The organism is Pseudomonas sp. TWI929 (genome assembly GCF_039673335.1).
Classification (GTDB): domain Bacteria; phylum Pseudomonadota; class Gammaproteobacteria; order Pseudomonadales; family Pseudomonadaceae; genus Aquipseudomonas.
The window spans coordinates 1-23,358 of sequence record NZ_JBDJLK010000050.1 but is presented as its reverse complement, the minus strand read 5'-3'; the positions used below and the strand labels follow the sequence as shown (position 1 = coordinate 23,358).

Here is a 23,358-nt window from a genome sequence, read left to right as displayed (position 1 = left end):
GTGCGGCCCTTTCGCGACGCAAGGCCGCTCCCACAGGGGTTGCGCTATCCCTGTGGGAGCGGCCTTGTGTCGCGATCGAGGGCGCAGCCCTCGCAGAGGCATGCGCGTACTGCGCTTTGCGTTATAATCCCGCCCTTTAGTCGCCACCCGCCCAATAGGCCGCTGGCGCATTTCTACCGAATGAAGAGGCTAATCCCTTGGCATTGACGATTCTTGGCCTGTCCGGCGCCCTTAGCCATGACCCTTCCGCGGCCCTGTACATTGACGGCAAGCTGATTGCCGCCGCCGAAGAAGAGCGCTTCGTGCGTGACAAGCATGCGAAGAACCGCATGCCCTACGAGTCGGCGAAGTTTTGCCTGGAACAGGCAGGCATCAAGCCATCCGACGTTGACGTGGTAGCCATCCCGTTTGCCCCGATCAGCCTGTTCGGCAAGGCGCGCTGGCACTACGCCAAGCGCTATTGGTACGCCCCGGACCGCGCCCTCGACGCCATCCTGATGGGCAACCGTCGCTACAAGCGCTACCGCAAGAAAATCGTCTGGTGCCTGGAGCAGCTGGGCTTCGACCCGAAAAAGGTCAAGATCGAGCCAGTCGAGCACCACCTGGCGCACGCCTCCAGCGCCTATCATTGCTCGGGCTTCAAGGAAAAAACCGCGATCCTCGGCATTGACGGTAAAGGCGAATACGCCACCACCTTCTTTGGCTATGGCGAAAACGGCAAGATCCACAAGATCAAGGAATTCTTCGATCCGGACTCGTTGGGCGGCCTGTACGGTGCAATCACCGAGTTCCTCGGCTTCGAGATGCTCGACGGCGAGTTCAAGGTCATGGGCATGGCGCCGTATGGCGACGCCAGCAAGTACGACTTCTCGCGCCTGGCCAGCTTCGAAAATGGCGAACTGGTGATCAACACCGAGTACGCCAACGTCATCGGCCTGCGCCGCCATAAAGAGAAGGGCAAAGGTTTCTACTTCTCGCCGAAGCTGATCGAATGGCTGGGCCCCAAGCGCGAAGGCGACATCGCCGACGAGCCGTACATCCATTACGCGGCGAGCATGCAGGCACTGTTCGAGAAAATCGCCCTGCAGATGATCGACCACTACCTGGGCGACACCCTGCGTGAAACCGGCAAGCTGGCCTTCGCCGGCGGCTGCGCCCTGAACGTCAAGCTCAACCAGAAGATCATCGCCCGCCCGGACCTGAAAGAGCTGTTCGTGCAACCGGCTTCCGGTGACGCCGGTACTGCCGTCGGCGCTGCAGCCTATGTTTCCCACGCCCGTGGCGTGCCGGTCGAGAAGATGGAACACGTCTACCTCGGCCCGTCGTACTCCAACGAAGACGTGATCGCTGCCTGCGCCCGTCACCCGAACGCGCCGAAGTGGCGCAAGCTCGACGACATGCCGCAGCGTATTGCCAAGATCATGGTCGACGGCAACCCGGTGGCCTGGTTCCAGGGTCGCATGGAGTTCGGCCCGCGAGCCCTCGGTGGCCGTTCGATCATTGGCTGCCCGAGCGTGCCGGGCGTGGCCAATCGCATCAACGAGCAGATCAAGTTCCGCGAACGCTGGAGACCTTTCTGCCCGTCGATGCTCGACACCGTCGCACCGCAGATGATCAAGGTCGACCACCCGGCGCCGTTCATGACCTTCACCTTCGAAGTGGCTGAAGAGTGGAAGACCCGCGTGCCGGAAGTGGTGCACGAGGATGGTACTTCGCGTGCCCAGGTGCTCAAGCGCGAATACAACCCGCGCTACTACGACATGATGAAGGCGCTGGAAGACCTGACCGGCAACGGCGTGTCGCTGAACACCTCGCTGAACCGCCGTGGCGAACCGATGATCTGCTCGCCGACCGATGCCCTGAACATGTTCTTCGGCTCGGACCTGCAGTACCTGATCATGGAAGACATCCTGGTTGTGAAGGACGGCGCGGCCCTGTATGACCAGCCGCTCTGAACCGCGCATCCTGCAGTTCTGCCATGGCTATGACGGGCCGTTCCTGGACTGCGCCCGTCAGTACGCCAGCCTGTTCCAGGGGCGCGGCTACCAGGTCACCACGGTGTTCCTCACCGGCGCAGCCGACCCGCAGGTGGCGGCCGGCTGCGCGTCGGACGAGGTGCTGTTCCTGGAGTTCAGCTCCAAGGCCGTGCGTGGCCTGAAGCTTGGCGCTATCCGAGCACTGCGACGGATAGCGGCCGAGCGCAATTTCGCCTTCTGCATTGCCCATCGCTTCAAACCGATCTACGTGGCGTTGCTGGGTACCGGTTTGCCGGTGATCGGGGTGCACCATGCCTTTGGCGACTATCAGCGCAAAGGCCGCCGGTTGTTCGCCAACCTGTTCAGCAAGCGCCTGAGCCTGCTGGGGGTATCGGACGCTGTGCGTGATGACATGCGCCGCTGCTTGCCGCAGTGGCCTGCCGAGCGCATCCAGACCCTGTACAACCGCATCGACATCGACGCCCTGCAAGCGGCCCTGGTGCCACGCGCCGAGGCACGCCAGGCCTTGGGCCTGGATGCGCAGGCATGGATCGTCGGCAATGTCGGGCGCCTGCACCCGGACAAGGACCAGGCGACCCTGCTGCGTGGGTTTGCCCAAGCGTTGCCGGGCCTGCCAGCTGGCGCCCGCCTGGCGATTCTCGGCAAGGGCCGCCTGGAGGCCAAGCTCAAGGCCCTGGCCGCCGAGCTGGGCATTGCCGGGCAGGTGGACTTCCTCGGCCAAGTGCCGGATGCACGCCGCTATTTCCAGGCCTTCGATGTGTTTGCCCTGAGCTCCGATCATGAGCCATTCGGCATGGTCCTGCTTGAGGCCATGGTCGCCGGTGTGCCGGTGCTGGCCACCGCCTGTGGTGGTGCCCGCGAGGTGGTCGAGGGTGTGGGCGTGCTGTTCCCGCTGGGCGATGCCGCGCAGCTGGCCCAGGGCTTGAAGCACATGGCTGTGCTGGATGAGCAGCAGCGCCAGGCATGTGCTGCGCACATGCTGCAACGCCTGCGCGAACGCTTTTCCGACCAGGCGGTGCGTGAGGCCTTCTGGCAATTGCCGCAGGTTCGTGCGCTGGTGGGGCAGGCTTGATGCTCAATCGTATCCAGGCCTTCCGCGAGCGCGGTTGGCAAGCCATTGACGCCAAGGCCTATGCCGAGGCGTGGGCGCGCTTTGGCGGCAGTGTCGCCACCCATCCGTTGGTGGTCGAGCAACTGGCGGACCTGGCCCAGATCCCGGTGCGTTATCTGGGCTGGCACCAGGCCGGCGAGCTGAAGGCCGCCATTCCGACTTGGGGGCGCCACTTGGCGTTGTCCAAGGAGGTACTCAAGCGTGCCGGCAAGAAGGCCCTGTTCGACCTGGGCAATGCCGAAATCATCCTGCCAGCGGCGGCCGATGCTGCTGTGCCATTGCGCCATAACGCACGCTACCTGTCCGAACTGAACCAGGGCCGCTTCAGTGGCCTCAAGGCGCAGAAGGAGCAGCTGGCCATGGCCCGCGCCCACGAGGACCTGTCGAAGAAATTCCGCTACAACCAGCGCCGTGAACTGCGTTTGCTGGAAGAAGCGGGTGGCGTGGTCCGCCCGATCGGCGACTTCAGCGCGCAGGAAATCGCCAGTATGTACTGCGACCTGTTCCAGCGTCGCTGGGGCTTCCCGGCCACGGGTGCCGAGCGCATGGCTGAGGTGCTGGAGCGCCTGCGCGAGCTGCTGATTGGCTCGGTGTTGCTGCTCGATGGCAAGCCGATTGCCATCCAGCTGGTGTACCGCGTCGAAGCGCCGCAATGGGTCAGCGTCGAGTACATCAATGGCGGTGTCGACCCTGAAACCAAGGCCTTCAGCCCTGGTAGCGTGCTGAGCTTCCTCAATACCCAGGCAGCCTGGGAGGACGCCCGCGCACGCAACAAGCCACTGCGGTTCTCGTTCGGCCGTGCCGACCGCGAGTACAAAGACCGCTGGTGCAACCCCGTACCGGTGTATCAGGCGTGAACCGCAAGCAGCAGTTGCTCAAGCGCCACCGGCGCAACAAGCGCCTGGGCCTGTTGGCAGGCCTGGTGGCGCTGGTTGCCTTGGCTGTATTCAGCTGGTGGTGGTTGCCGCTGCTGCTGTTGCCGCTGCTCTGGGCCGCCCACGAAGCCTGGTTTGCCGACCACCTGTTCTATGCACCAGGCGAGGACTACGCCTACGACTTCGGTGACCAGGCGCGGCAAGCTCCTGCCACCCTGCACGATGGCTTGCTCAAGGCCGACTGCGAGTTGCAGGGCGACGAAACCCTGGTGCTTGAACTGCGGGTAAAAAGCAGCTGGCTGGGGCGGTTCCTCGACCCGCGCGTCGAGCTGCTGGCTGGCGAGCACGCCGATCGGCAAACCTTCGAGCGCGGTGTCGATGGTGTGCGCTTCCTCAACCTGACTGGCCTGGCCGTGCCCCTGCAAGCGGGTGCGTTGCGCCTGCGTGGCCGGCATTGCCGGCTGCAGGGCCAGCCACGCCTGTGGATAACCCCGTCGGTCGAGCTGCAACGGCGCCGGGTGATGGTGATCGCGCCGCATGCCGATGACGCCGAGCTGGCCGCATATGGCCTCTACAGCCAGGCTGACGAAGCCTGGGTGGTGACCCTGACCGCAGGTGAGATCGAGGCCGAGCACTATCAACAGATGGGCCTGGAAAAGGCCGAGGCCGCACGCCTGAAAGGCCGTCTGCGCGCCTGGGACAGCATCGCCGTGCCGCGCTGGGCTGGGGTGCCAGAGCCGCACTGCGTGCAGTTGGGCTACTTTTGCCTGCAACTGCCCGCCATGCAGGCTGCACCCGACCAGCCGGCCGCTTCGCGCGAAGCCGACCTGGCCGATATCCGTGTATTCCGCCAGTTCAACCCGTTCCCGTTGCCGGCCGACTGCGATGGGGCACCGACCTGGCACAACCTGCTGGCCGACCTGCGGGCCTTGCTGGACATGGCCAGGCCAGAAGTGCTGGTGATGCCGCACCCGCAACTCGACCCGCACCCCGACCATATCTGCGCCCAGGCGGCGGTGCTAGAGGCCCTGCAAGGCCTGGCCTGGCAGCCACAAACCCTGCTGTGCTACGCCAACCACCTGCATGACAACGACCGCTGGCCGATGGGCGATAGCGGCGATGGTGTTGCCTTGCCGCCGCAGTTGAGCGCGGGGCAGGCGTGGGCCCCGTGCAGCCTGGTATTGGGCTTGGCCACTCAGCGCGACAAGGCCATGGCCCTGGGCATGATGCACGACCTGCAGCCGCCGGCGCCGTTCAAGCGCCGCCTGCGCCGCCTGCTGCAGCGCTGGCTGGCCGGGCGGCGGCCGTCGCCTTACGGGGAGAATGAATTCTTCCGCAAGGCCGTGCGCCGACATGAATTGTTCTGGCGGCGTGAGCTGTAAGCACCCCCATGGTTGACCGCGAAGGCGCAGAGCGCCCAAGGAAAGCAATGAAAGTCCTATTTCTGGTACAGAAGGAACAGCGGGCGATTCTCGACCGCCTGTACGATGGCGTCGCGGCCAACTGCGAGTGCGACCTGCGTTGGCTGACCAGCGAAGACCAGCGCAACCTGCGCCGCTATTTCAAGCGTGAAGTTCAGGTCGAGCGCTATGACCGCATCGTGTTCTTCCTGCGCTTCAAGCAGGAGATCCGCCAGGTGGCCTTCATCCGCACCGTGCCGAACCTGGTCATCCTGGAGCACGACGCCTACCAGAACTACATCCCGTGCAAGTACACCGGCAAGTTCAGTGCCCATTACCGCCAGCTGCCATGGGCGCGGGTGATCAGTTCCGGCTACATGGTCAGCGAGCGCCTGCGCCAGGAAGGTTTCGACGCCGTATTCGTACCCAAGGGCTACGACGAGCAGTTGCTCGCCGACCAGGGGCGTGAGCGCGACATCGAACTGGCCTTCGTCGGCAGCACCAACAGCGTGGCCTACAGCGGCCGCAAGGCGCTGCTGGACGAGCTGGGGCGGGTCGAGAACCTGGTGGTAACCCGCACCAAGTCAGGTGAGGACTACTGCAACACGCTCAACCGTATTCGTTTCTTCGTCAGTGCCGACGTTGGCATGGGCGAATACATGATCAAGAACTTCGAAGCCATGGCTTGTGGCTGTGTGTTGCTGGCATACGACCAGGGCGAGGCAGAAAACCGCGCGCTGGGCCTGCAGGACATGCACAACGTGGTGTTTTATGACAGCATCCCGGCCCTTCAGGAAAAGCTCCGCCGTTTGCGCGCGGACCCTGAGCTGGCCCGGCAGATCGCAGAAAATGGCCGCCACCTGGCGGTTTCCCGTTTCAGTTTCGCCGCAGTTGGACGTAGCATCGTCGACCACATGCGCCCGGCGCTCAGGCCCCACCCGCCATTGTCTGCATGGCAGCGGCTGCGCCTGAAGCTGGGCATCTAAACAAGAGCTTTCGCACCCAGGAGCGGGTGTTGAAAGCCGATAGTCGCAATGCGGAGGGAGTCCGGTGCGCTTTTCAAATGAGAGTGACGTCACGCTTGTCGTGACCAGTTGTGGGCGGTTCGATCTGCTCAAAGACACCCTTGAGAGTTTCGATCGCTACAACACCGCGCCCATTCGCGAGGTATTCATCACCGAAGACTCCGGTGACGATGCCGTGCATGCCGCTGTGCCGGAGCATTGGAAGCCTCATTGCAAGGTGTTCGTGAACCGGCCGAAGCTCGGCCAGTTGCCGTCTATCGACCTGGCCTACAGCCACGTCAAGACACCCTTCATCTTCCACTGCGAGGACGACTGGCACTTCTATCGGCAGGGCTTCGTCGAAGACTCCCAGGCCATTTTGCAGGTCAGCCCCAACTTGTTGCAGGTGTGGCTGCGCAGCCATGCCCATGACCTGGCCGTCCACAGCCCATACATCCACCTGGGCGAGCGCCAGGTAATTGCCGGCGTGCCGTGCTACCCGCTGCTGTCCGACAAGGCCGAGTGGCAAGCGTTTTCGCTCAACCCAGGTCTGCGTCGTTTGAGCGATTACCAGCGCTGCGCGCCATTTGCCGCCTATGCTGGAGAAAAGGCGCTTTCCCGACGCTACGCTGAGTTAAATCTGACAGCGGTCACCCTGGAGGGTGATGCAGTATTGCACACTGGATTTGGTAATCACGTGACCTTGCCCATTGAAGTGGAGCGTAAGGCCAAGCGTCGTCAACGTGATCGAATGAAGCTGGCATTGACGCTGGTGGCGGGTGCCTTGATCGGCATGGGTATCACCATTTTTGTTCAATGAAGTCGCTGTCCCACCAGAAGTGAGCGGGGAGAGGGCCCATGAACATCGTCAATATGATGTGGGCGGGTGGAACGCCTTATATGTCCATCCACAAGGTACATCGGCAGGTGCTTTCGCACGCAGGGGCTGATGCCCGGATCAGCAACTGGCTGCTGCTGGGGAGCGGGCTGTGCTGTGGGCTCGGTTCCACTCGCGAGTGGCACATGCCGCAACGTGCGCTGAAAGGGCGGCACCTGTGGCGCTTGTTGCGCCCGTGGTTGCGCATGCGCCTGCGCAAGGCATTGGCCGAGGCCAAGGCAGAAATCGTGCTGCTCGATGGTGTAGGCGTGGCGCGCTTGGTGTTGCCGTTGTTGCAGCAAATTCCAGAGGTGCGTGCCAAGGTGTTGTTCCATGGCAAGACGCGCCTGACGGCCAGCGATGTGCGCCTGCTGCGTATGTTCCCGGCCGAGCGCCTGAACATCGCGGCGGTGTCGCAGACGTTAGCCGAGTCGCTTGAGCGTGACCTGGGCAGGCCGGTGCAGACCCTGCGCATGGCACTCGATCCTTCGACTTTCGTTGAGCCCCTGTTAAGCCGAGAGCAGGCCAGGCAAGCCCTACAGTTGCCTGAGGCAACCGGGATGCTGCTGGGTGCGGTAGGGCGGTTGGTGGACAGCAAAGGTTTTGCGATGCTGATCGATGCCTTCGCCAAGGCCCGCATGCACCAACCAGGCCTGCAGTTGGCAATCATCGGCGAGGGCCCCCTGCATGCCGCGCTGCAGGCACGTATCGCCGCACTTGGTTTGGCCGGGCACGTTCACCTGTGCGGCCATCGCGATGACCTGCAGCAGCTGTACCGGGCGTTCGATTGGGTGTTGGTGCCGTCGCGTTCCGAGGGCCTGGGGCTGGTAGTGCAGGAGGCCGTCATGGCCGATGTACCGGTGGTATGCAGCGACCTGCAGGTGTTCCGCGAGCAGTTGCAGGATACCGGCGGCTACCTGCCCGTTGACGATGCAAGCGCGTGGGCCGAGGCGATCGGGCGATGCGCGGCGCTCAGTGCCCCGGTAGTGGCCGCCCGGCAACGCCAGGCGCTGGCCCCGGAGCAGGCTTGGCAGGCATTTCGCAACGGCTCACAGGTCCTGCTGCGCAGCTGACGCTCAGCGCGCCAGCAGGGCTGCCTCGAAGTCGGCGAGGGGGAAGCGGTCGCCCAGCTTCTCCCGTTCGATGTAGCGCACCATATGCTGCACATTGCGACGGATCATGCGCGCCGACAGCGGCGGGCGCAGGAAGCGCATGTCGGCGACGTCGATCAGGCCGAGGCGCTGGTCGGGGGTGACCACCACATTGCCCAGGTGCAGCGAGCGGAAGTAGACGCCGCAGCGGTGCAGCTGGCGGATCAGTTCGATCAGGCGTGGCAGGTAGGTGTCCCAGCTGAAGCCGGCATCGCGCGACATCTGCAGCAGGGTGCGCCCAGGCAGCGGGCGATACAGCACGGCGGTGCGGCCTGGCAGGTCGAGCTTGTGCTGGCTGATCACTTCAAGGGTTGGAATCCCCATTTGCGCCAGGCGCGCGGCGTTGTCGACGAAGCGCTGTGAGTAAGGGCGCAGCAGCGCAGATGAAATCAGCCGCTTCCTACGAAAAACCTTGAGGAAATTTCCATCCGCGAGCAGGTAGACTTTGGCGCCATGGCTGTCTGCCTCAAGCACCTGTGCGCCGAGTGTCAGCTGATCGAAGTCGACCTGGGTGAGCCGGGAGCATTGCATGAATAGAGCCTTGTCGTCTGACGAGCAAAATGACCGGCAATAATGCCGAAAATAATGCTGTAGCACCATGGATGGTGTCTTTGATTCTTCGGGGGAGTGGATGTTGTATCAAAAAAGCTGGGCACGAGCCTGGTTAGGCTTGGGTCTGGTCTGGTTCCTGGCTGCGATTGCCTTGGCACCAAGCAACAAGATTTATCAACAGGGCCTGGTGTTGTTCCTGTGGCTGCCGACGCTGGTACTGGCGTGGTCCGCCAGGGAGGTGTTCGTGCAAGCCTGGAAGCGCCAGCCGGCGCTGTGGTTGAGCGTGGTGCTGTTGTTGGCCTGGAGCGGGCTCAGCCTGGCCTGGTCACCCGCAGAGGACCCTGGGCGCGAGGTCAAGCGCCTGATCTACATCCTGGTGTTCCTGCTGGCGTTCCCACTGCTTGCCCAGCTTGGCATGGCCCGCATTCGCCAGCTGGTACTGGTTGGTAGCGCCTTGCTGGCCGTTGCTGCGTTGGTATCGATCATCAACTTCTATGGGCTGAAGGGGCAGCACCTGCTGGCCAGGCTGGCGGGTATCGGCGAGATTTCGCACCCTATCCTGGGCGCCTATGTCATCGGTTCGGCCGTGCTCTTCCTGCTTTACGAGCCACCTCGTCAGCGTGGCATGCAGCTGTTGTGGCTGGCGGCACTGGTTTGCCTGGGGGCTTTCGCCATGCTCAGCCAGAGCCGAGGGGCGATTCTGGCCCTGGTGATCACCGTGGTAATCGCGCCGCTGTGGTTCCGTGACCGTCACAGCCGGGTGTTTTCCATCCTGGCAGTGCTTGCCACCAGCCTGGCCTTCTACGTCGTGTACGACCTGATTGCCGCACGCGGTTCGTCCTACCGGCCAGAAATTTTCCATGCCGTGTTCGACATGATTTCCGCACACCCCTGGACCGGCCTGGGCCTGGGTGCTGACTATGATGTGTTTGCAGTTGGCAAGAAGTTCGACCACTCCCACAACATGTTCACCCATGTTGCCGTGGAAATGGGCCTGCCAGGCATGCTGCTGTGGGTCATGGTGTGGCTGTTCACCCTGGGTGAAATCGTACGCGCGCGTGGCACGCTGTTCGGCAAGGTGCTGCTTGGCTTCTGGGTGTACTCGACCCTGGCCATGCAGTTCGATGCCGCCAGCCTCACCGGTACGCCGCGTGCCGAGTGGTTCATCAGCTGGCTGCCTGTGGGCCTTGCCATGTTGCTGCCATGGGGGCGTGCCGAAAATGGCGCCTGTGGTAAAATTTCCGGTTCAACCTGAACAGCGAGCTCGATAATGGCCGAAACACCGCGTCCGGCGGAGCACACCTCCAGTCTGAAGATCTACTTCCGGCTGCTGAGCTATGTGAAACCTTATGTCGGCATTTTCCTGCTGAGCATTGTCGGTTTTGTGATCTTTGCCTCGACCCAGCCGATGCTGGCCGGGATCCTCAAGTATTTCGTCGATGGGCTGAGCAACCCCGAAGCGGTGTTGTTTCCCAACGTGCCCTACCTGCGCGACCTGCAACTGCTGCAGGCGGTGCCGCTGCTGATCATCCTGATCGCCGCGTGGCAGGGCCTGGGTTCGTTCCTGGGTAACTATTTCCTGGCCAAGGTTTCCTTGTGCCTGGTGCATGACCTGCGTGTGGAGTTGTTCAACAAGCTGCTGGTGCTGCCCAACCGCTACTTCGACAACCACAACTCCGGGCACCTGATCTCGCGCATCACCTTCAACGTGACCATGGTCACCGGTGCTGCCACCGATGCCATCAAGGTGGTGATCCGCGAAGGCCTGACCGTGGTGTTCCTGTTCGCCTACCTGCTGTGGATGAACTGGCACCTGACCCTGGTCATGGTCGCCATCCTGCCGGTGATCGCGGTGATGGTCAGCGTCGCCAGCAAGAAATTCCGCAAGCAGAGCAAGAAGATCCAGGTGGCCATGGGCGACGTTACCCATGTCGCATCCGAAACCATCCAGGGTTACCGCGTGGTGCGCAGCTTCGGCGGCGAGGCCTACGAGGAGCAGCGTTTCAGCAGGGCCAGCCAGAGCAACACCGACAAGCAGCTGCGCATGACCAAGACCGGTTCGTTGTACACGCCGATGCTGCAGTTGGTGATCTACAGCGCCATGGCCGCGTTGATGTTCCTGGTGCTGTTCTTGCGCGGTGAGTCCACCGCCGGTGACCTGGTGGCCTACATCACTGCCGCCGGCCTGCTGCCCAAGCCGATTCGTCAGCTTTCGGAAGTCAGCTCGACCATCCAGAAGGGCCTGGCAGGTGCCGAGAGCATCTTCGAACAGTTGGACGAAGCGCCTGAACTGGACACCGGCACCGTCGAGAAGGAGCGCGTGGAAGGGCGCCTGGAAGTGCGCAACCTGAGCTTCACCTACCCGGGCACCGAGCGTGAAGTGCTGAGTGACATCAGCTTTGTCGCAGAGCCAGGGCAGATGATCGCCCTGGTCGGCCGCTCCGGCAGCGGCAAGTCGACCCTGGCGGCGCTGATCCCGCGCTTCTATCACCACGACCAGGGGCAGATCCTGCTCGATGGCGTGGAAATCGAGAACTATCGCTTGCGCAACCTGCGCCGCCACGTTTCGCAGGTAACCCAGCACGTCACCCTGTTCAACGACACCGTGGCCAACAACATCGCCTATGGCGACCTGGCTGGCGCCCCGCGTGCAGACATTGAAGCTGCAGCAGCCGATGCCTATGCCAAGGAGTTCGTCGACCGGCTACCGAAAGGCTTCGATACCGAAGTGGGTGAGAACGGCGTACTGCTCTCCGGCGGCCAGCGCCAACGCCTGGCAATCGCCCGGGCACTGTTGAAAAACGCGCCGCTGCTGATCCTCGATGAAGCCACCTCGGCGCTGGATACCGAGTCCGAGCGGCACATCCAGGCGGCTCTGGACCATGTGATGGAAGGCCGCACCACGCTGGTGATCGCCCACCGCCTGTCGACTATCGAGAAGGCCGACCTGATCCTGGTCATGGACCAGGGCCGCCTGGTCGAGCGCGGTAGCCATGCCGAGCTGCTCGCGGCCAATGGCCATTATGCCCGCTTGCATGCCATGGGGCTGGATGAGCCGGCCAAGGCCGATATCACCTGAACCCTCCTTGATCGGGGCCGACACGGCCCCGATTGTCACGGGAATTTTCCAGGGACGATCTGGCCATAAAGCCGTCGTCTACCCTGTGCTAATATCCTGCCCCTGTTCATTATTTCCATATGGGTTGCCCATGAAGTTGTCCATGCCGCGTTTCGATCAAGCCCCGGTACTGGTGGTCGGCGATGTCATGCTCGACCGCTACTGGCATGGCGGTACTTCGCGTATCTCGCCTGAAGCGCCAGTTCCGGTGGTCAAGGTCGATCAGATCGAGGATCGCCCCGGCGGCGCGGCCAACGTTGCCTTGAACATCGCCGCGCTGGGCGCACCGGCTTCGCTGATTGGTGTCACCGGCCAGGACGAGGCCGCCGACAGCCTGGCCAACAGCCTGCAGGCCGCTGGCGTGCGCTCGGTGTTCCAGCGCATCGCGCATCAGCCGACCATCGTCAAGCTGCGGGTCATGAGCCGTCACCAGCAGCTGCTGCGCATCGATTTCGAAGAACCGTTCGCCACCGATCCGCTGTCGCTGGGGGCCGAGGTCGATGGCCTGCTCGAGGGCGTCAAGGTGCTGGTCCTGTCCGACTACGGCAAGGGCGCACTGAAAAATCACCAGAGCCTGATCCAGGCGGCGCGGGCCAAGGGCATTCCGGTGCTGGCCGACCCCAAGGGCAAGGACTTTTCCATCTACCGCGGTGCCAGCCTGATCACCCCGAACCTCAGCGAGTTCGAAACCATCGTCGGCCGTTGTGCCGATGAGGCCGATCTGGTCGCCAAGGGCCTGCAGCTGCTGCAGGACCTGGACCTGGGCGCCTTGCTGGTGACCCGTGGCGAGCACGGCATGACCCTGCTGCGTGTTGGCCAGCCGGCGCTGCACCTGCCGGCGCGGGCGCGTGAAGTGTTCGATGTGACCGGTGCCGGCGATACCGTCATCTCCACCCTTGCCGCAGCCATCGCCGCTGGCGAGGACCTGCCCCACGCGGTGGCCCTGGCCAACCTGGCGGCGGGCATCGTGGTCGGCAAGCTGGGTACGGCTGCGATCAGCGCCCCCGAGTTGCGCCGGGCCATCCAGCGTGAAGAAGGCTCCGAGCGCGGTGTGCTGGGCCTGGAGCAACTGCTGCTGGCCATCGATGATGCGCGGGCGCACAAAGAGAAGATCGTCTTTACCAACGGCTGCTTCGACATCCTGCATGCCGGGCATGTCACCTACCTGGAGCAGGCGCGGGCCCAGGGCGATCGCCTGATCGTCGCGGTCAACGACGACGCCTCGGTCAGCCGCCTGAAAGGGCCTGGTCGGCCGATCAACAGCGTCGACCGGCGCATGGCCGTATTGGCCGGCCTGGGCGCGGTGGACTGGGTGATCAGCTTCCCTGAGGGTACGCCGGAAAACCTGCTGAGCCAGGTCAAGCCGGACGTACTGGTCAAGGGTGGCGACTATGGCATCGACCAGGTAGTGGGCGCCGATATCGTCAAGGCCTATGGCGGCACGGTGAAGGTGCTGGGGCTGGTCGAGAACAGCTCGACTACGGCGATTGTCGAGAAGATCCGCAAGCACTGATTGAACGCCACTTTTTTGACCTTCACTGGTCCCTGTAGGAGCGGCCTTGTGTTGCGAAAGGCTGCTCCTACAGGGACCGAGCAGGCCCAGAATATTATTTGTGCAGTGAAGTGCGAGCCCGCTCCAGCAGTGCCCGTGCCTTGTCGCCAAACCGCTGCAGGTGCGACGCCCGCAGCGGCTTGCTCTCCACCAGGCCCTGCTGCTTCACCCAGTCCTTCCAGCGCACCCGCTCGTCCGTCACCACCCAGCCTTCCTGGCGGGCAAAGCTCTCGGCCAGGTACAGCCCACGCGTACTCGCTGGCACCAGTTGGTCCTTCTTCAGCGTATAAAGCTCAGCCAGTGGCTGGCCGTCCTTCAATGGCATCAGGTACAGGTCTGGCCGTTTGCGGTTGAGCCGCGCCACCAGTTGGTCGCCCTCCAGCCGCTCATCGACGTGGAACAGGCTAAGTTTTTTGGCTTCCTTTGGCACCTGCAGGCGCATGTCATAGATCAACTGCAGCGATGCCGTGGGCAAGTGCACATAAGCCCGTGGCCGCTCCAGTAGCATCAGCTTGCCGCAGTGCACAGGGCGGGCGGCACCGGACTCTGGGGCCAGCACGAAGTGCGGCGTTTCGCGATAGTGCAGAGCGGCGGCGTAGGGTACGGGCAGCCAGGTGTCGTTGAAGCGCCCGCCCAGCCAGCCCTCCGGGGTTTCCAGCAGGCACTCTTCGGCCACTTCCTGCACGGCCGTATGCAACGGCAGGTTCAGTTCCTGCGCCGGCACATAGCCGGAAATCAGCTTCAACACCACGTCGCCACGGTCTTGCCGGCGCTGCCGCACCAGCACCCAATAATCGCGGTTCTGCCAATGCAGGGTGAGGCGCACCGATACGCCAAGGTTGGCCAGTTCGACCACGAAGCGCTGCGCGTCGGGAAGCTGGATGGCCTTGCGCCGCTGCTGGGTCTGGGCAAAGTTCAGCGGCATGCCGATGCTCTGGTAGATCAGGCCTTCGGGCTTGGCCTCCACATGCAGTGGCAGTGTCTTGAAGTTGCTCGGGTTCTTGCGGATCAGCGTTCGCGCCACGAGGCTCCTCCTTGCGTCGGGTCAGTCTCCAGGCCCAATGGGCCAGGGGCAACTCAGTGCTGGCCCAGGATGCGGGCGACGGTGGCCACGTTGTGGGCCAGGTGCAACGGATTGATGGTGCCGACGATAGCACTGCTGACACCTGGGTGGGCGAACAGCAGCTCAAAGCTGGCTTGTACCGGGTCGACACCAGGGGCCAGGCAGATATGCCCGCTGGCCAGGGCCTTTTTCACCAGAATGGCCTTGCCGTGTTCGGCAGCGTAGTCCAGCACCGGGCGTTCTGCCTGCTCGTTGAGGTTGTAGGTGACCATGGCGCAGTCGCCCTGCTCCAGCGCTTTCAGGCCGCCGGCGACGGTCTTGCCGGACAGGCCGTAGCCGAGGATCTTGCCCTCTTGCTTGAGCTCGGCCAGGGTCTGGTAGACCTCCTGCTGTTCAAGGATCGCCAGGTCGTTGCCGTCGGAGTGCACCAGCACCAGTTCGATGCGGTCGGTTTCCAGGCGGCGCAGGCTGCGCTCCACCGAGCGGCGGGTATGGGCGGCGCTGAAATCGAAGTGCGACTGGCCATTGTCGAATTCTTCGCCAACCTTGCTGACGATCACCCATTGATCGCGTTGGCCGCGCAGCAGTGGGCCCAGGCGTTCTTCGCTGCGGCCATAGGCCGGCGCGGTGTCAATCAGGTTGATGCCCAGCTCGCGGGCCTGGGCCAGCAGCAGGCGGGCTTCATCATCACCGGGGATGGTGAAGCCGGTAGGGTACTTGACGCCCTGGTCGCGGCCCAGCTTGACCGTGCCCAGGCCCAGCGGTGAAACCTTGAAACCGGTGCTGCCCAGCGGGCGGTGGAAATTGTGCAGGGTTGGCAGGCTCATGGCAGCAGTTGCTCCCACGCCGCTACGCCAAGCGGTGGGCGTGGCAGGTCGGCCAGGTCGGCCTGTGCCTGCGGGCGAATGCCATCGCGCTCCAGGTGGCTGATGACCCGGTCGCTGAAGTCCGGTGCCAGGGCCAGCTTGGTCGGCCAGCCCACCAGCAGGCGTTGCTGGTCGGCGAGGAACGCATTGTCCGGGCGCACCAGGCCCGATTGTGCCGGTTCTGCGCGGTCGACCCGCAGGGTGGCCCAGTGCAGCTGGCCTTGGTCGACCCATGGCAGCAGGTTGGCGATTTCCTTCTGCGCCGCGGCAATTTGCGCAGCCGGTTCGCGGGCCACGCCATCGGCTTCGGCCAGGTCGCCGCCCATGTACCAGACCCACTGGCCATCGGCGGCCGGGTGGGTGGTGATGGTGACCCGCGGCTTTGGCCCGCCGCCCAGGCAGTGTGCGTAAAGCGGCTTCAGGTTGGCACCCTTGGCCAGCACCATGTGCAGCGGGCGGGTTTGCATGGCTGGCTGGCTGAGGCCCAGGGCATGCAGCAGGTCTTCGGTGCCGGCGCCGGCGCTAAGCACGATGCGCTGGGCGAGGATGTCGCGGCCATCTACACGCAGGCCGACCAGTGCCTCGCCTTCGCGCAGCGGCTCGATGTGCTCACCGGCCAGCAGGCTGTCGCCCGCCAGCTCGGCCAGGTTGGCCAGCAGGCTGGGCACGTCGATGACCAGTTCGGCCAGGCGGTAGACCTTGCCCTTGAAGGCGCGGTCCTGCAGTGCCGGCGGCAGTTGCTCGCCCTTGACCTGGTCGACCCGGCCGCGCACTGCCTTGCTGGCGAAGAAGCTGGTGAGGTTGCCGGCCAGGGTGCCTGGCGACCACAGGTAATGGGCGTCGGACAGCAGGCGGGTGCGGGTAAGGTCCAGCTCGCCGCTGCCGCTCAGGGCTTCGCGCCAGCGGCGCGGCATGTCGGCGATGGCCTCCGAGGCGCCGGTAAGGGCGCCATGCAGGGCGTACTTGGTACCGCCATGGATGATGCCCTGCGACTTGATGGTCTGCTCGCCACCAAGGCTGGCGCGCTCCACCAGCACTGTCGAGTAGCCCAGGCGGCGCAGACGTGCATTGAGCCAGAGGCCTGCGACCCCGGCGCCGACGATCACTACGTCAGTGGAAATGGCGGTTGGCATGGCGGTACCTCGAAGACTGGGACAGCTGGCAAGTATACAGGGTCAGGCACAAGGGGGCTGCTGCGCAGCCCATCGCGACGCAAGGCCGCTCCTACAGGGATCGCGCAAGCGGCCCCAAATTACTCAGGCAACCATCAATGCCCCGCCGTCTTGGAGAACAGCTGAATCACCACCACCCCACCGACAATCATCGCCATGCCCAGCATCGCCGGCACATCCAGTTTCTGCCCATAGACCACCAGCGCCGCCACACTGATCAGCACGATCCCCAGCCCCGACCAGATGGCATAGGCAATTCCCACCGGAATGCTGCGCACCACCAGGGTCAGCATCCAGAACGCAATGCCATAACCCACCACCATCAGCAGCAGCGGCAACGGCGTGCTCAGGCCCTTCACTGCTTTCATCGAAGCGGTGGCGATGACTTCGGCGCAGATGGCGATGGCGAGATAGGTATAGGCATTCATGGCAGGATCCTCCGGTTACTGGGCGGGCATTCTAGACCTAACCTGGATGGGGTAAAGTCATTACCTATCAATAATGGAGATAGGTTGATGGCCGAGCAGTGGAACCTTGAACAGCTGCGCACCTTTCTGCGCGTCGCAGAATTGCGCTCGTTCTCTGCCGTGGCCCGCGAGCAGCGCAAGGCGCAGTCGGCAATCAGCAGTGCCATCGCCCTGCTGGAAGCCGACCTTGGCGTTACCCTGTTCGAGCGCAGCAGCGGCCGGCAGCCGAAACTGACCGAAAACGGCAGCGCGCTGCTGGAGGATGCCCGTGAACTGTTGCGCCAGTGCGAACGCTTGGATGGTCGCGCGCTGGCGTTGATGCGCGGGCAGGAAGCTTTGCTACGGGTGGCCCAGGACGAAGCCATGCCCTACCAGCCGGTCATCGACAGTCTTGACGAGTTGGCCAGCCGCTACCCGTACCTGGAGGTGCAACTGGCCAGCGGCGCCCAGGGCGATGTGGCGCGCAAGCTGGTGGAGCGGCGTGCCGACCTTGGCCTGTTTTTCCACCACGAAAGCATTCCGGCATCCTTGGAGCGGCGTGCCCTGGGCAGTGTAGAGATGGTTACGGTGTGTGCAGTGGGGCACCCGCTGGCGGGCGAAGGCTGGGTCACCCGCCAGCAACTGGCCCGCCATCGACAATTGCTGATCACCCCGCAGCAAAGCGGCTACCCTGGCGGCGAGGCGATCAGCCCGCAGGTGTGGCGCGCCGACAGCTTCTATGCCATGGCCGAACTGCTGATGCGCGGCCTGGGCTGGGCCTGGCTGCCGCGGCACGTGGTGCAGTACCCGACCTACCAGGCGCACATGGTCGAACTGGACAGCGAGTGGCGGCCACCGGCCTTGGTGGCGGAACTGGCCTGGCGCCGGGATGAGCCCTTGGGCCCGGCCGCGCAGTGGCTGGCCGAGCGCTTTGCGGTGCACCTGCGCGCGATCGGGTAAACTCCGCCGCCATGAACAGAACTCTCTATACCTTGCTGTTTCACCTGGGCCTGCCGCTGGTTGCGTTGCGCCTGTATCTGCGCGCGCGCAAGGCGCCGGCCTATGGCCAACGTATCGCCGAGCGTTTTGCCTTCAAGCTGCCGTCCATGCGCCAAGGCGGCATCTGGGTGCATGCGGTATCAGTCGGCGAGAGCATTGCCGCAGCACCGATGGTGCGAGCCTTGCTCAAGGCCTACCCTGAGCTGCCGATCACGCTCACCTGCATGACCCCCACCGGTTCCGAGCGTATTCGTGCCATGTTCGCCGACGAACCGCGTGTGCAGCATTGCTACCTGCCCTACGACCTGCCGTGGACGGCGGGGCGTTTTCTTGACCATGTTCAGCCGAAGCTGGGCATCATCATGGAAACCGAGCTGTGGCCCAACCATATTCACCAGTGTGCCAAGCGCGGCATTCCGGTGGCCTTGGCCAACGCACGTTTGTCTGCGCGTTCGGCCCGCAGGTATGGGCGTTTTGCCAGGCTGACCCGGCCGATGCTGGCGCAGATGAACCTGATTGCCGTGCAGACCGAAACTGAGGCCCAACGCTTCCGCGAGCTGGGCGCGCGCCCTGAGTGCGTGCAGGTCACCGGCTCGATCAAATTCGACCTGAAGATCGACGAGCAACTACTGCCGCATGCCAAGGCATTGCGTGAGCAGTGGGGGGGCGGGCAGCGTCCGGTATGGATCGCCGCCAGTACCCACGAAGGTGAAGATGCATTGGTCCTGCAGGCGCATCGGCAGTTGCTGCAGGTGCATGGCGATGCCTTGCTGATCGTGGTGCCACGCCACCCTGAGCGGTTCGCAGCAGTGCATGCGCTGTGCAGCGAACAGTTCAACACCGTGCGCCGCTCTGCCGGTACGCCGGTGGAAGCCCAGACTCAAGTACTGATGGGCGACACCATGGGGGAGTTGTTGTTCCTCTATGCCTTGGCCGACATTGCCTTTGTCGGTGGCAGCCTGGTGGCGACGGGTGGGCACAACCCGCTGGAACCTGCGGCGCTGGCATTGCCGGTCATCATGGGGCCGCATGTGTTCAACTTCCTCGAAATCAGCGCGATGCTGAGTGAGGCGGGGGCGTTGCAGCACGTGGACAATGCCGACGGGCTGGCCGAGGCGGTGCGGCGCCTGGTCGAGTTGCCGCAGGATGCGCAGCGCATGGGCGAGGCGGGCAGGGCGGTGATGCGGGCCAATCAAGGGGCGTTGCAGCGCTTGCTCGATGGCCTGGGCAGGCTCATGCGCTGAATTCTGTGTGGCCTTCTTCGCGGGTGAACCCGCTCCCACAGGGATCGCATCAGGCCTGAGGGCGCTGATGAACCTGTGGGAGCGGGTTTACCCGCGATGAAGCCAACATCACTCTCAGGGGCGGCGCTCGAAGTTCTTCGCTGCCGCCGCAGCCAGGTCCGGCGGCAGGAAGTCCTTGTCTGGGTTGTAGTCCGGTTTCAGGTAGCGCTTGAGGTCCTGCAGGTCTTGCGGGCTCAGGGTGCCGGCCGCCTGCTTCAGGCTCAGGTTGTCGAGAATGTAGTCATAGCGGCTGTTGTTGTAGTCGCGCACCGAGGTGTAAAGCTGGCGCTGGGCATCGAGCACGTCGACGATGTTGCGGGTACCCACCTGGTAGCCGATTTCAGTGGCTTCCAGCGCGCTTTGGTTGGAGATGATCGACTGCTTGCGCGCCTGCACCTGCTCCACATCGGTGTTTACCGCACGGTGCAGGTTGCGGGTGTTTTCCACCACCTGGCGGCGCAGGCTCTCGCGCTGTTGCTCGCTCTGGCTCAGGCGCTGGTAAGCCTCACGTACCTGCGAGCTGGTCAGGCCGCCACTGTAGATCGGGATGTTCAGTTGCAGGCCGATGCTGGTTTGCTCGATGTCGCCGCTGTAATGCACGTTCGGCAGCGCCGCCGAGTTGCTGAAGCCAAGGTTGTCGTTGTCGCCTTTCTGGTACTGGGCAACTGCGTCCAGGGTCGGCGCATGGCCGGCCTTGCGCTGGCGAAGGGTTTCTTCGGCGGCGGTGACAGCGTGATTGGTGGCCAGCAGGTTGAGGTTCTGGCGCCCGGCGGTTTCGACCCAGGCCTTGGCGTCGTTGGGCGTAGGCACCTGCACCGGCAGGGTATGCACCACACCCTGGATAGAGGTGTATTCGCGGTTGGTCAGGGTGACCAGCGCTTCAAAGGCATCCTGCACCTGGCGCTCGGCGATGATCCGGTTGGCCCGTGCCGTGTCGTAGCTGGCTTGGGATTGCAAGACGTCGGTCTTGTCCGACAGGCCCACATCGAAACGCTCATTGGACTGGTCCAGCTGGCGCTTGAATGCCGCTTCCTCGGCCTTGGTGGCGGCCAGGTTGTCCTGGGCGCGGAGCACGGCGAAGTAGTTCTGCGCGGTTTGCAGGATCAGGTTCTGCTCGGTCGCCGACAGTTCCAGCGCGGCCTGTTCGTTGACTGCCTCTGCAGCCTGCAACTGGAACCAGCGGTCAGCGCGGAAAATTGGCTGGGCCAGGGTCGCGCTCCAGGAGTTGCCACTACGGTTGGTGGTCGCTGAGGGCTCGTCGAACTTGGTGCGGGTATTCTGCATCTCGGCAGCGCCCGACAGGTTCGGCAGCAACCCTGCGCGGGCCTGCGGCACCACTTCACGGCGGGCGCCATAATCGGCGCGCGCTGCAGCCAGATCGGCGTTGTTGTCCACCGCTTCCTGATAGACGCTGACCAGGTCGGTTTTGACTGTTGAGGGCACGTCCGCTGCCCAGACCACTCCGTTGGACGCACAAGACACGGCAATCGCCAGTGAAAGTTTGCGCAGCATAGAGGCAATCCTTGTACGAAATTTAATTACTGAACTGTTGAGTATCGAGCGACGGGCCAGTGTAGTGCCATGCGCACCCGGCAACAATCGCTCGGGGTGCCTTTCATCATCCACGCATTTACCCGCTTGGCTTTGCCGACCACTCCAGTCTAGACTGCGCATGTTCTTGTCGGGGTGCCTTGAAGCAAAGGCTGAGATCGCAGAGGTGCGGATCCCGTTGAACCTGATCAGGTTAGCGCCTGCGTAGGGAACAAGATTGCTCGCCTTCCCGGGGAGCCTCTTGTGCCAGGTCCGGGATTGTCACAGCTGCATGCAGCTTCAGGCACCCCCATATCCGGCACTGCACCCATCAAGGGTGCGTCCGCGCTTTTCAGGTTCACCCCGACATTCCACTGCTAGGAAGCCGTCTGGAGAGCCTGTGATGACCAAACAAGAAAAAGCGATCAACCTCAGCGAATCGGCACAAGTCGATCAGCAGTCCGTGCAACCGTTCCCGCGTTCGCGCAAAGTCTATGTCGAAGGCTCGCGCCCGGACATCCGCGTGCCCATGCGCGAAATCAGCCTGGACGACACCCCGACCGACTTTGGTGGCGAAAGCAACGCCCCCGTATTGGTCTACGACACCTCCGGCCCGTACACCGACCCCAACGTCATCATCGACGTGCGCAAGGGCCTGGCCGACGTGCGTTCGGCATGGATCGACGCCCGCGGTGACACCGAGCGCCTCGACGGCCTGAGCTCCGACTTCGGCCAGCAGCGCCTGAACGACGCCGAGCTGGCCAAGCTGCGTTTTGCCCACGTGCGTAACCCGCGCCGCGCCAAGGCGGGCGCCAACGTCTCGCAGATGCACTATGCCCGCCAGGGCATCATCACCGCCGAGATGGAATATGTAGCCATCCGCGAAAACATGAAGCTGCAAGAGGCCCGCGCCGCTGGCCTGCTGAACGATCAGCACGCCGGCCACAGTTTCGGTGCCAACATTCCGAAGGAAATCACCCCCGAGTTCGTGCGCCAGGAAATCGCCCGTGGCCGCGCGATCATCCCGGCCAACATCAACCACCCGGAAGTGGAGCCGATGATCATCGGCCGCAACTTCCTGGTGAAGATCAACGGCAACATTGGCAACAGCGCCCTGGGCTCCTCGATCGAGGAAGAAGTGGCCAAGCTGACCTGGGGCATCCGCTGGGGTTCGGACACGGTCATGGACCTGTCCACCGGCAAGCACATCCACGAAACCCGCGAGTGGATCATCCGTAACTCGCCGGTGCCGATCGGTACCGTGCCGATCTACCAGGCCCTGGAAAAAGTCAACGGCGTGGCCGAAGACCTGACCTGGGAACTGTTCCGCGACACCCTGATCGAGCAGGCCGAGCAGGGCGTGGACTACTTCACCATCCACGCCGGTGTGCTGCTGCGCTATGTACCGCTGACCGCCAAGCGCGTCACCGGTATCGTCAGCCGTGGTGGCTCGATCATGGCCAAGTGGTGCCTGGCGCACCACAAGGAAAACTTCCTGTACACCCACTTCGACGAAATCTGCGAAATCATGAAGGCCTACGACGTCAGCTTCTCGCTGGGCGACGGCCTGCGCCCTGGCTCGATCGCCGACGCCAACGACGCCGCGCAGTTCGGTGAGCTGGAAACCCTCGGGGAACTGACCAAGATTGCCTGGAAACACGACGTGCAGTGCATGATCGAAGGCCCTGGCCACGTGCCGATGCAGCTGATCAAGGAGAACATGGACAAGCAGCTGGAGTGCTGCGACGAGGCGCCGTTCTACACCCTCGGCCCGCTGACCACCGACATCGCCCCTGGCTACGACCACATCACCTCGGGCATTGGTGCGGCGATGATCGGCTGGTTCGGTTGCGCCATGCTCTGCTACGTCACGCCCAAGGAGCACCTGGGCCTGCCGAACAAGGACGACGTCAAGACTGGCATCATCACCTACAAGATTGCCGCGCATGCCGCCGACCTTGCCAAAGGCCACCCAGGCGCGCAGATTCGCGACAACGCCTTGTCCAAGGCGCGCTTCGAGTTCCGTTGGGAAGACCAGTTCAACCTGGGCCTGGACCCGGACACTGCCCGTGCCTACCACGATGAAACCCTGCCGAAGGAATCGGCCAAGGTCGCGCACTTCTGCTCGATGTGCGGGCCGAAGTTCTGCTCGATGAAGATCACCCAGGAAGTGCGTGAATACGCCGCCAAGATCGAGACCGTGGACGTGACGGTCGAGCAAGGCATGCGTGAGCAGGCCGAGCGGTTCCGCCAGGAAGGCAGCCAGCTGTACCACAAAGTCTAAGACCGCTGGGGCCGCTTTGCGGCCCTGTCGCGGGGGGGGGGGGCGGCCCCCCCCCCCCCCGCACGCACAAAGCCCCCA

At 63.6% G+C, this 23,358-nt stretch carries 19 protein-coding genes and 1 riboswitch; of the genes, 13 read left to right on the top strand and 6 right to left on the bottom strand.

What is annotated here, in order from left to right; translation table 11 throughout:
- The first annotated feature begins 197 nt into the window (after positions 1 to 197).
- From ABE456_RS18840 to ABE456_RS18810, 7 genes are all read left to right on the top strand, one after another.
- A complete protein-coding gene (locus ABE456_RS18840) occupies positions 198 to 1,955 on the top strand; it encodes a carbamoyltransferase (RefSeq protein WP_346645261.1) in 1,758 nt (585 codons plus the stop codon).
- On the top strand, positions 1,939 to 3,069 hold the full coding sequence (locus ABE456_RS18835; RefSeq protein ID WP_346645260.1) for a glycosyltransferase: 1,131 nt from the start codon (positions 1,939 to 1,941) through the stop codon (positions 3,067 to 3,069). The genes ABE456_RS18840 and ABE456_RS18835 overlap by 17 nt, the downstream gene beginning before the upstream one ends.
- The gene (locus ABE456_RS18830; protein WP_346645259.1) at positions 3,069 to 3,965 is read left to right on the top strand and encodes an antimicrobial resistance protein Mig-14; all 897 of its coding nucleotides are present in this window, start codon (positions 3,069 to 3,071) and stop codon (positions 3,963 to 3,965) included. The genes ABE456_RS18835 and ABE456_RS18830 overlap by 1 nt, the downstream gene beginning before the upstream one ends.
- Positions 3,962 to 5,365 (top strand): PIG-L family deacetylase, encoded by a 1,404-nt coding sequence (locus ABE456_RS18825; RefSeq protein WP_346645258.1) that lies wholly within the window; start codon positions 3,962 to 3,964, stop codon positions 5,363 to 5,365. The genes ABE456_RS18830 and ABE456_RS18825 overlap by 4 nt, the downstream gene beginning before the upstream one ends.
- 47 nt (positions 5,366 to 5,412) lie before the next feature.
- Complete coding sequence (locus tag ABE456_RS18820; protein WP_346645257.1) at positions 5,413 to 6,369, top strand: glycosyltransferase; 957 nt, start codon at positions 5,413 to 5,415, stop codon at positions 6,367 to 6,369.
- A 64-nt stretch (positions 6,370 to 6,433) separates the two neighbouring features.
- Positions 6,434 to 7,207, top strand: a complete 774-nt coding sequence (locus tag ABE456_RS18815) for a glycosyltransferase family 2 protein (RefSeq protein ID WP_346645256.1) — start codon at positions 6,434 to 6,436, stop codon at positions 7,205 to 7,207.
- A gap of 38 nt (positions 7,208 to 7,245) precedes the next feature.
- Positions 7,246 to 8,337, top strand: coding sequence for a glycosyltransferase (locus tag ABE456_RS18810; protein ID WP_346645255.1), 1,092 nt, complete (start codon positions 7,246 to 7,248; stop codon positions 8,335 to 8,337).
- Positions 8,338 to 8,340: 3 nt separating this feature from the next.
- Here the strand turns inward: ABE456_RS18810 and ABE456_RS18805 are convergent, their stop codons facing one another.
- The gene (locus tag ABE456_RS18805) at positions 8,341 to 8,946 is read right to left on the bottom strand and encodes a toluene tolerance protein (protein WP_346645254.1); all 606 of its coding nucleotides are present in this window, start codon (positions 8,944 to 8,946) and stop codon (positions 8,341 to 8,343) included.
- A 100-nt stretch (positions 8,947 to 9,046) separates the two neighbouring features.
- Between ABE456_RS18805 and ABE456_RS18800 the strand changes: the two genes are divergently transcribed.
- The 3 genes from ABE456_RS18800 to hldE all read left to right on the top strand — a co-directional run bounded on the left by ABE456_RS18800 (position 9,047) and on the right by hldE (position 13,598).
- On the top strand, positions 9,047 to 10,222 hold the full coding sequence (locus ABE456_RS18800; protein WP_346645253.1) for an O-antigen ligase family protein: 1,176 nt from the start codon (positions 9,047 to 9,049) through the stop codon (positions 10,220 to 10,222).
- A 15-nt stretch (positions 10,223 to 10,237) separates the two neighbouring features.
- Positions 10,238 to 12,046 carry a lipid A export permease/ATP-binding protein MsbA gene (gene msbA / locus ABE456_RS18795; RefSeq protein ID WP_346645252.1) on the top strand — a complete coding sequence of 603 codons (1,809 nt, stop codon included), beginning with the start codon at positions 10,238 to 10,240 and terminating at the stop codon, positions 12,044 to 12,046.
- 130 nt (positions 12,047 to 12,176) lie between these two features.
- Positions 12,177 to 13,598: a bifunctional D-glycero-beta-D-manno-heptose-7-phosphate kinase/D-glycero-beta-D-manno-heptose 1-phosphate adenylyltransferase HldE gene (gene hldE / locus ABE456_RS18790; protein WP_346645251.1), complete on the top strand. Its 1,422-nt coding sequence runs from the start codon at positions 12,177 to 12,179 to the stop codon at positions 13,596 to 13,598.
- A gap of 94 nt (positions 13,599 to 13,692) precedes the next feature.
- Here hldE and ABE456_RS18785 read toward each other — a convergent pair whose 3' ends face one another.
- The 4 genes from ABE456_RS18785 to ABE456_RS18770 form a co-directional block, all read right to left on the bottom strand.
- Positions 13,693 to 14,661 (bottom strand): metal ABC transporter ATPase, encoded by a 969-nt coding sequence (locus ABE456_RS18785; RefSeq protein WP_346645250.1) that lies wholly within the window; start codon positions 14,659 to 14,661, stop codon positions 13,693 to 13,695.
- A 53-nt stretch (positions 14,662 to 14,714) separates the two neighbouring features.
- Positions 14,715 to 15,527, bottom strand: coding sequence for an aldo/keto reductase (locus tag ABE456_RS18780; RefSeq protein ID WP_346645249.1), 813 nt, complete (start codon positions 15,525 to 15,527; stop codon positions 14,715 to 14,717).
- Positions 15,524 to 16,699 carry an FAD-dependent oxidoreductase gene (locus tag ABE456_RS18775; protein WP_346645248.1) on the bottom strand — a complete coding sequence of 392 codons (1,176 nt, stop codon included), beginning with the start codon at positions 16,697 to 16,699 and terminating at the stop codon, positions 15,524 to 15,526. Before ABE456_RS18775 ends, ABE456_RS18780 begins: the two co-directional genes overlap by 4 nt.
- A gap of 134 nt (positions 16,700 to 16,833) precedes the next feature.
- A complete protein-coding gene (locus ABE456_RS18770) occupies positions 16,834 to 17,166 on the bottom strand; it encodes a multidrug efflux SMR transporter (RefSeq protein WP_054887895.1) in 333 nt (110 codons plus the stop codon).
- A gap of 87 nt (positions 17,167 to 17,253) precedes the next feature.
- On the opposite strand from ABE456_RS18770, the gene ABE456_RS18765 reads away from it, so the two are divergent.
- Together ABE456_RS18765 and waaA are read left to right on the top strand one after the other, a co-directional pair.
- On the top strand, positions 17,254 to 18,144 hold the full coding sequence (locus ABE456_RS18765) for a LysR family transcriptional regulator (protein ID WP_346645247.1): 891 nt from the start codon (positions 17,254 to 17,256) through the stop codon (positions 18,142 to 18,144).
- 11 nt (positions 18,145 to 18,155) lie between these two features.
- The gene (gene waaA / locus ABE456_RS18760; protein ID WP_346645246.1) at positions 18,156 to 19,427 is read left to right on the top strand and encodes a lipid IV(A) 3-deoxy-D-manno-octulosonic acid transferase; all 1,272 of its coding nucleotides are present in this window, start codon (positions 18,156 to 18,158) and stop codon (positions 19,425 to 19,427) included.
- 114 nt (positions 19,428 to 19,541) lie between these two features.
- Here the strand turns inward: waaA and ABE456_RS18755 are convergent, their stop codons facing one another.
- Positions 19,542 to 20,978, bottom strand: coding sequence for a TolC family outer membrane protein (locus ABE456_RS18755; RefSeq protein ID WP_346645245.1), 1,437 nt, complete (start codon positions 20,976 to 20,978; stop codon positions 19,542 to 19,544).
- A 160-nt stretch (positions 20,979 to 21,138) separates the two neighbouring features.
- Positions 21,139 to 21,245: riboswitch (TPP riboswitch) on the top strand.
- A 154-nt stretch (positions 21,246 to 21,399) separates the two neighbouring features.
- Between ABE456_RS18755 and thiC the strand changes: the two genes are divergently transcribed.
- On the top strand, positions 21,400 to 23,280 hold the full coding sequence (gene thiC / locus ABE456_RS18750; protein ID WP_346645244.1) for a phosphomethylpyrimidine synthase ThiC: 1,881 nt from the start codon (positions 21,400 to 21,402) through the stop codon (positions 23,278 to 23,280).
- Positions 23,281 to 23,358: the final 78 nt, after the last annotated feature.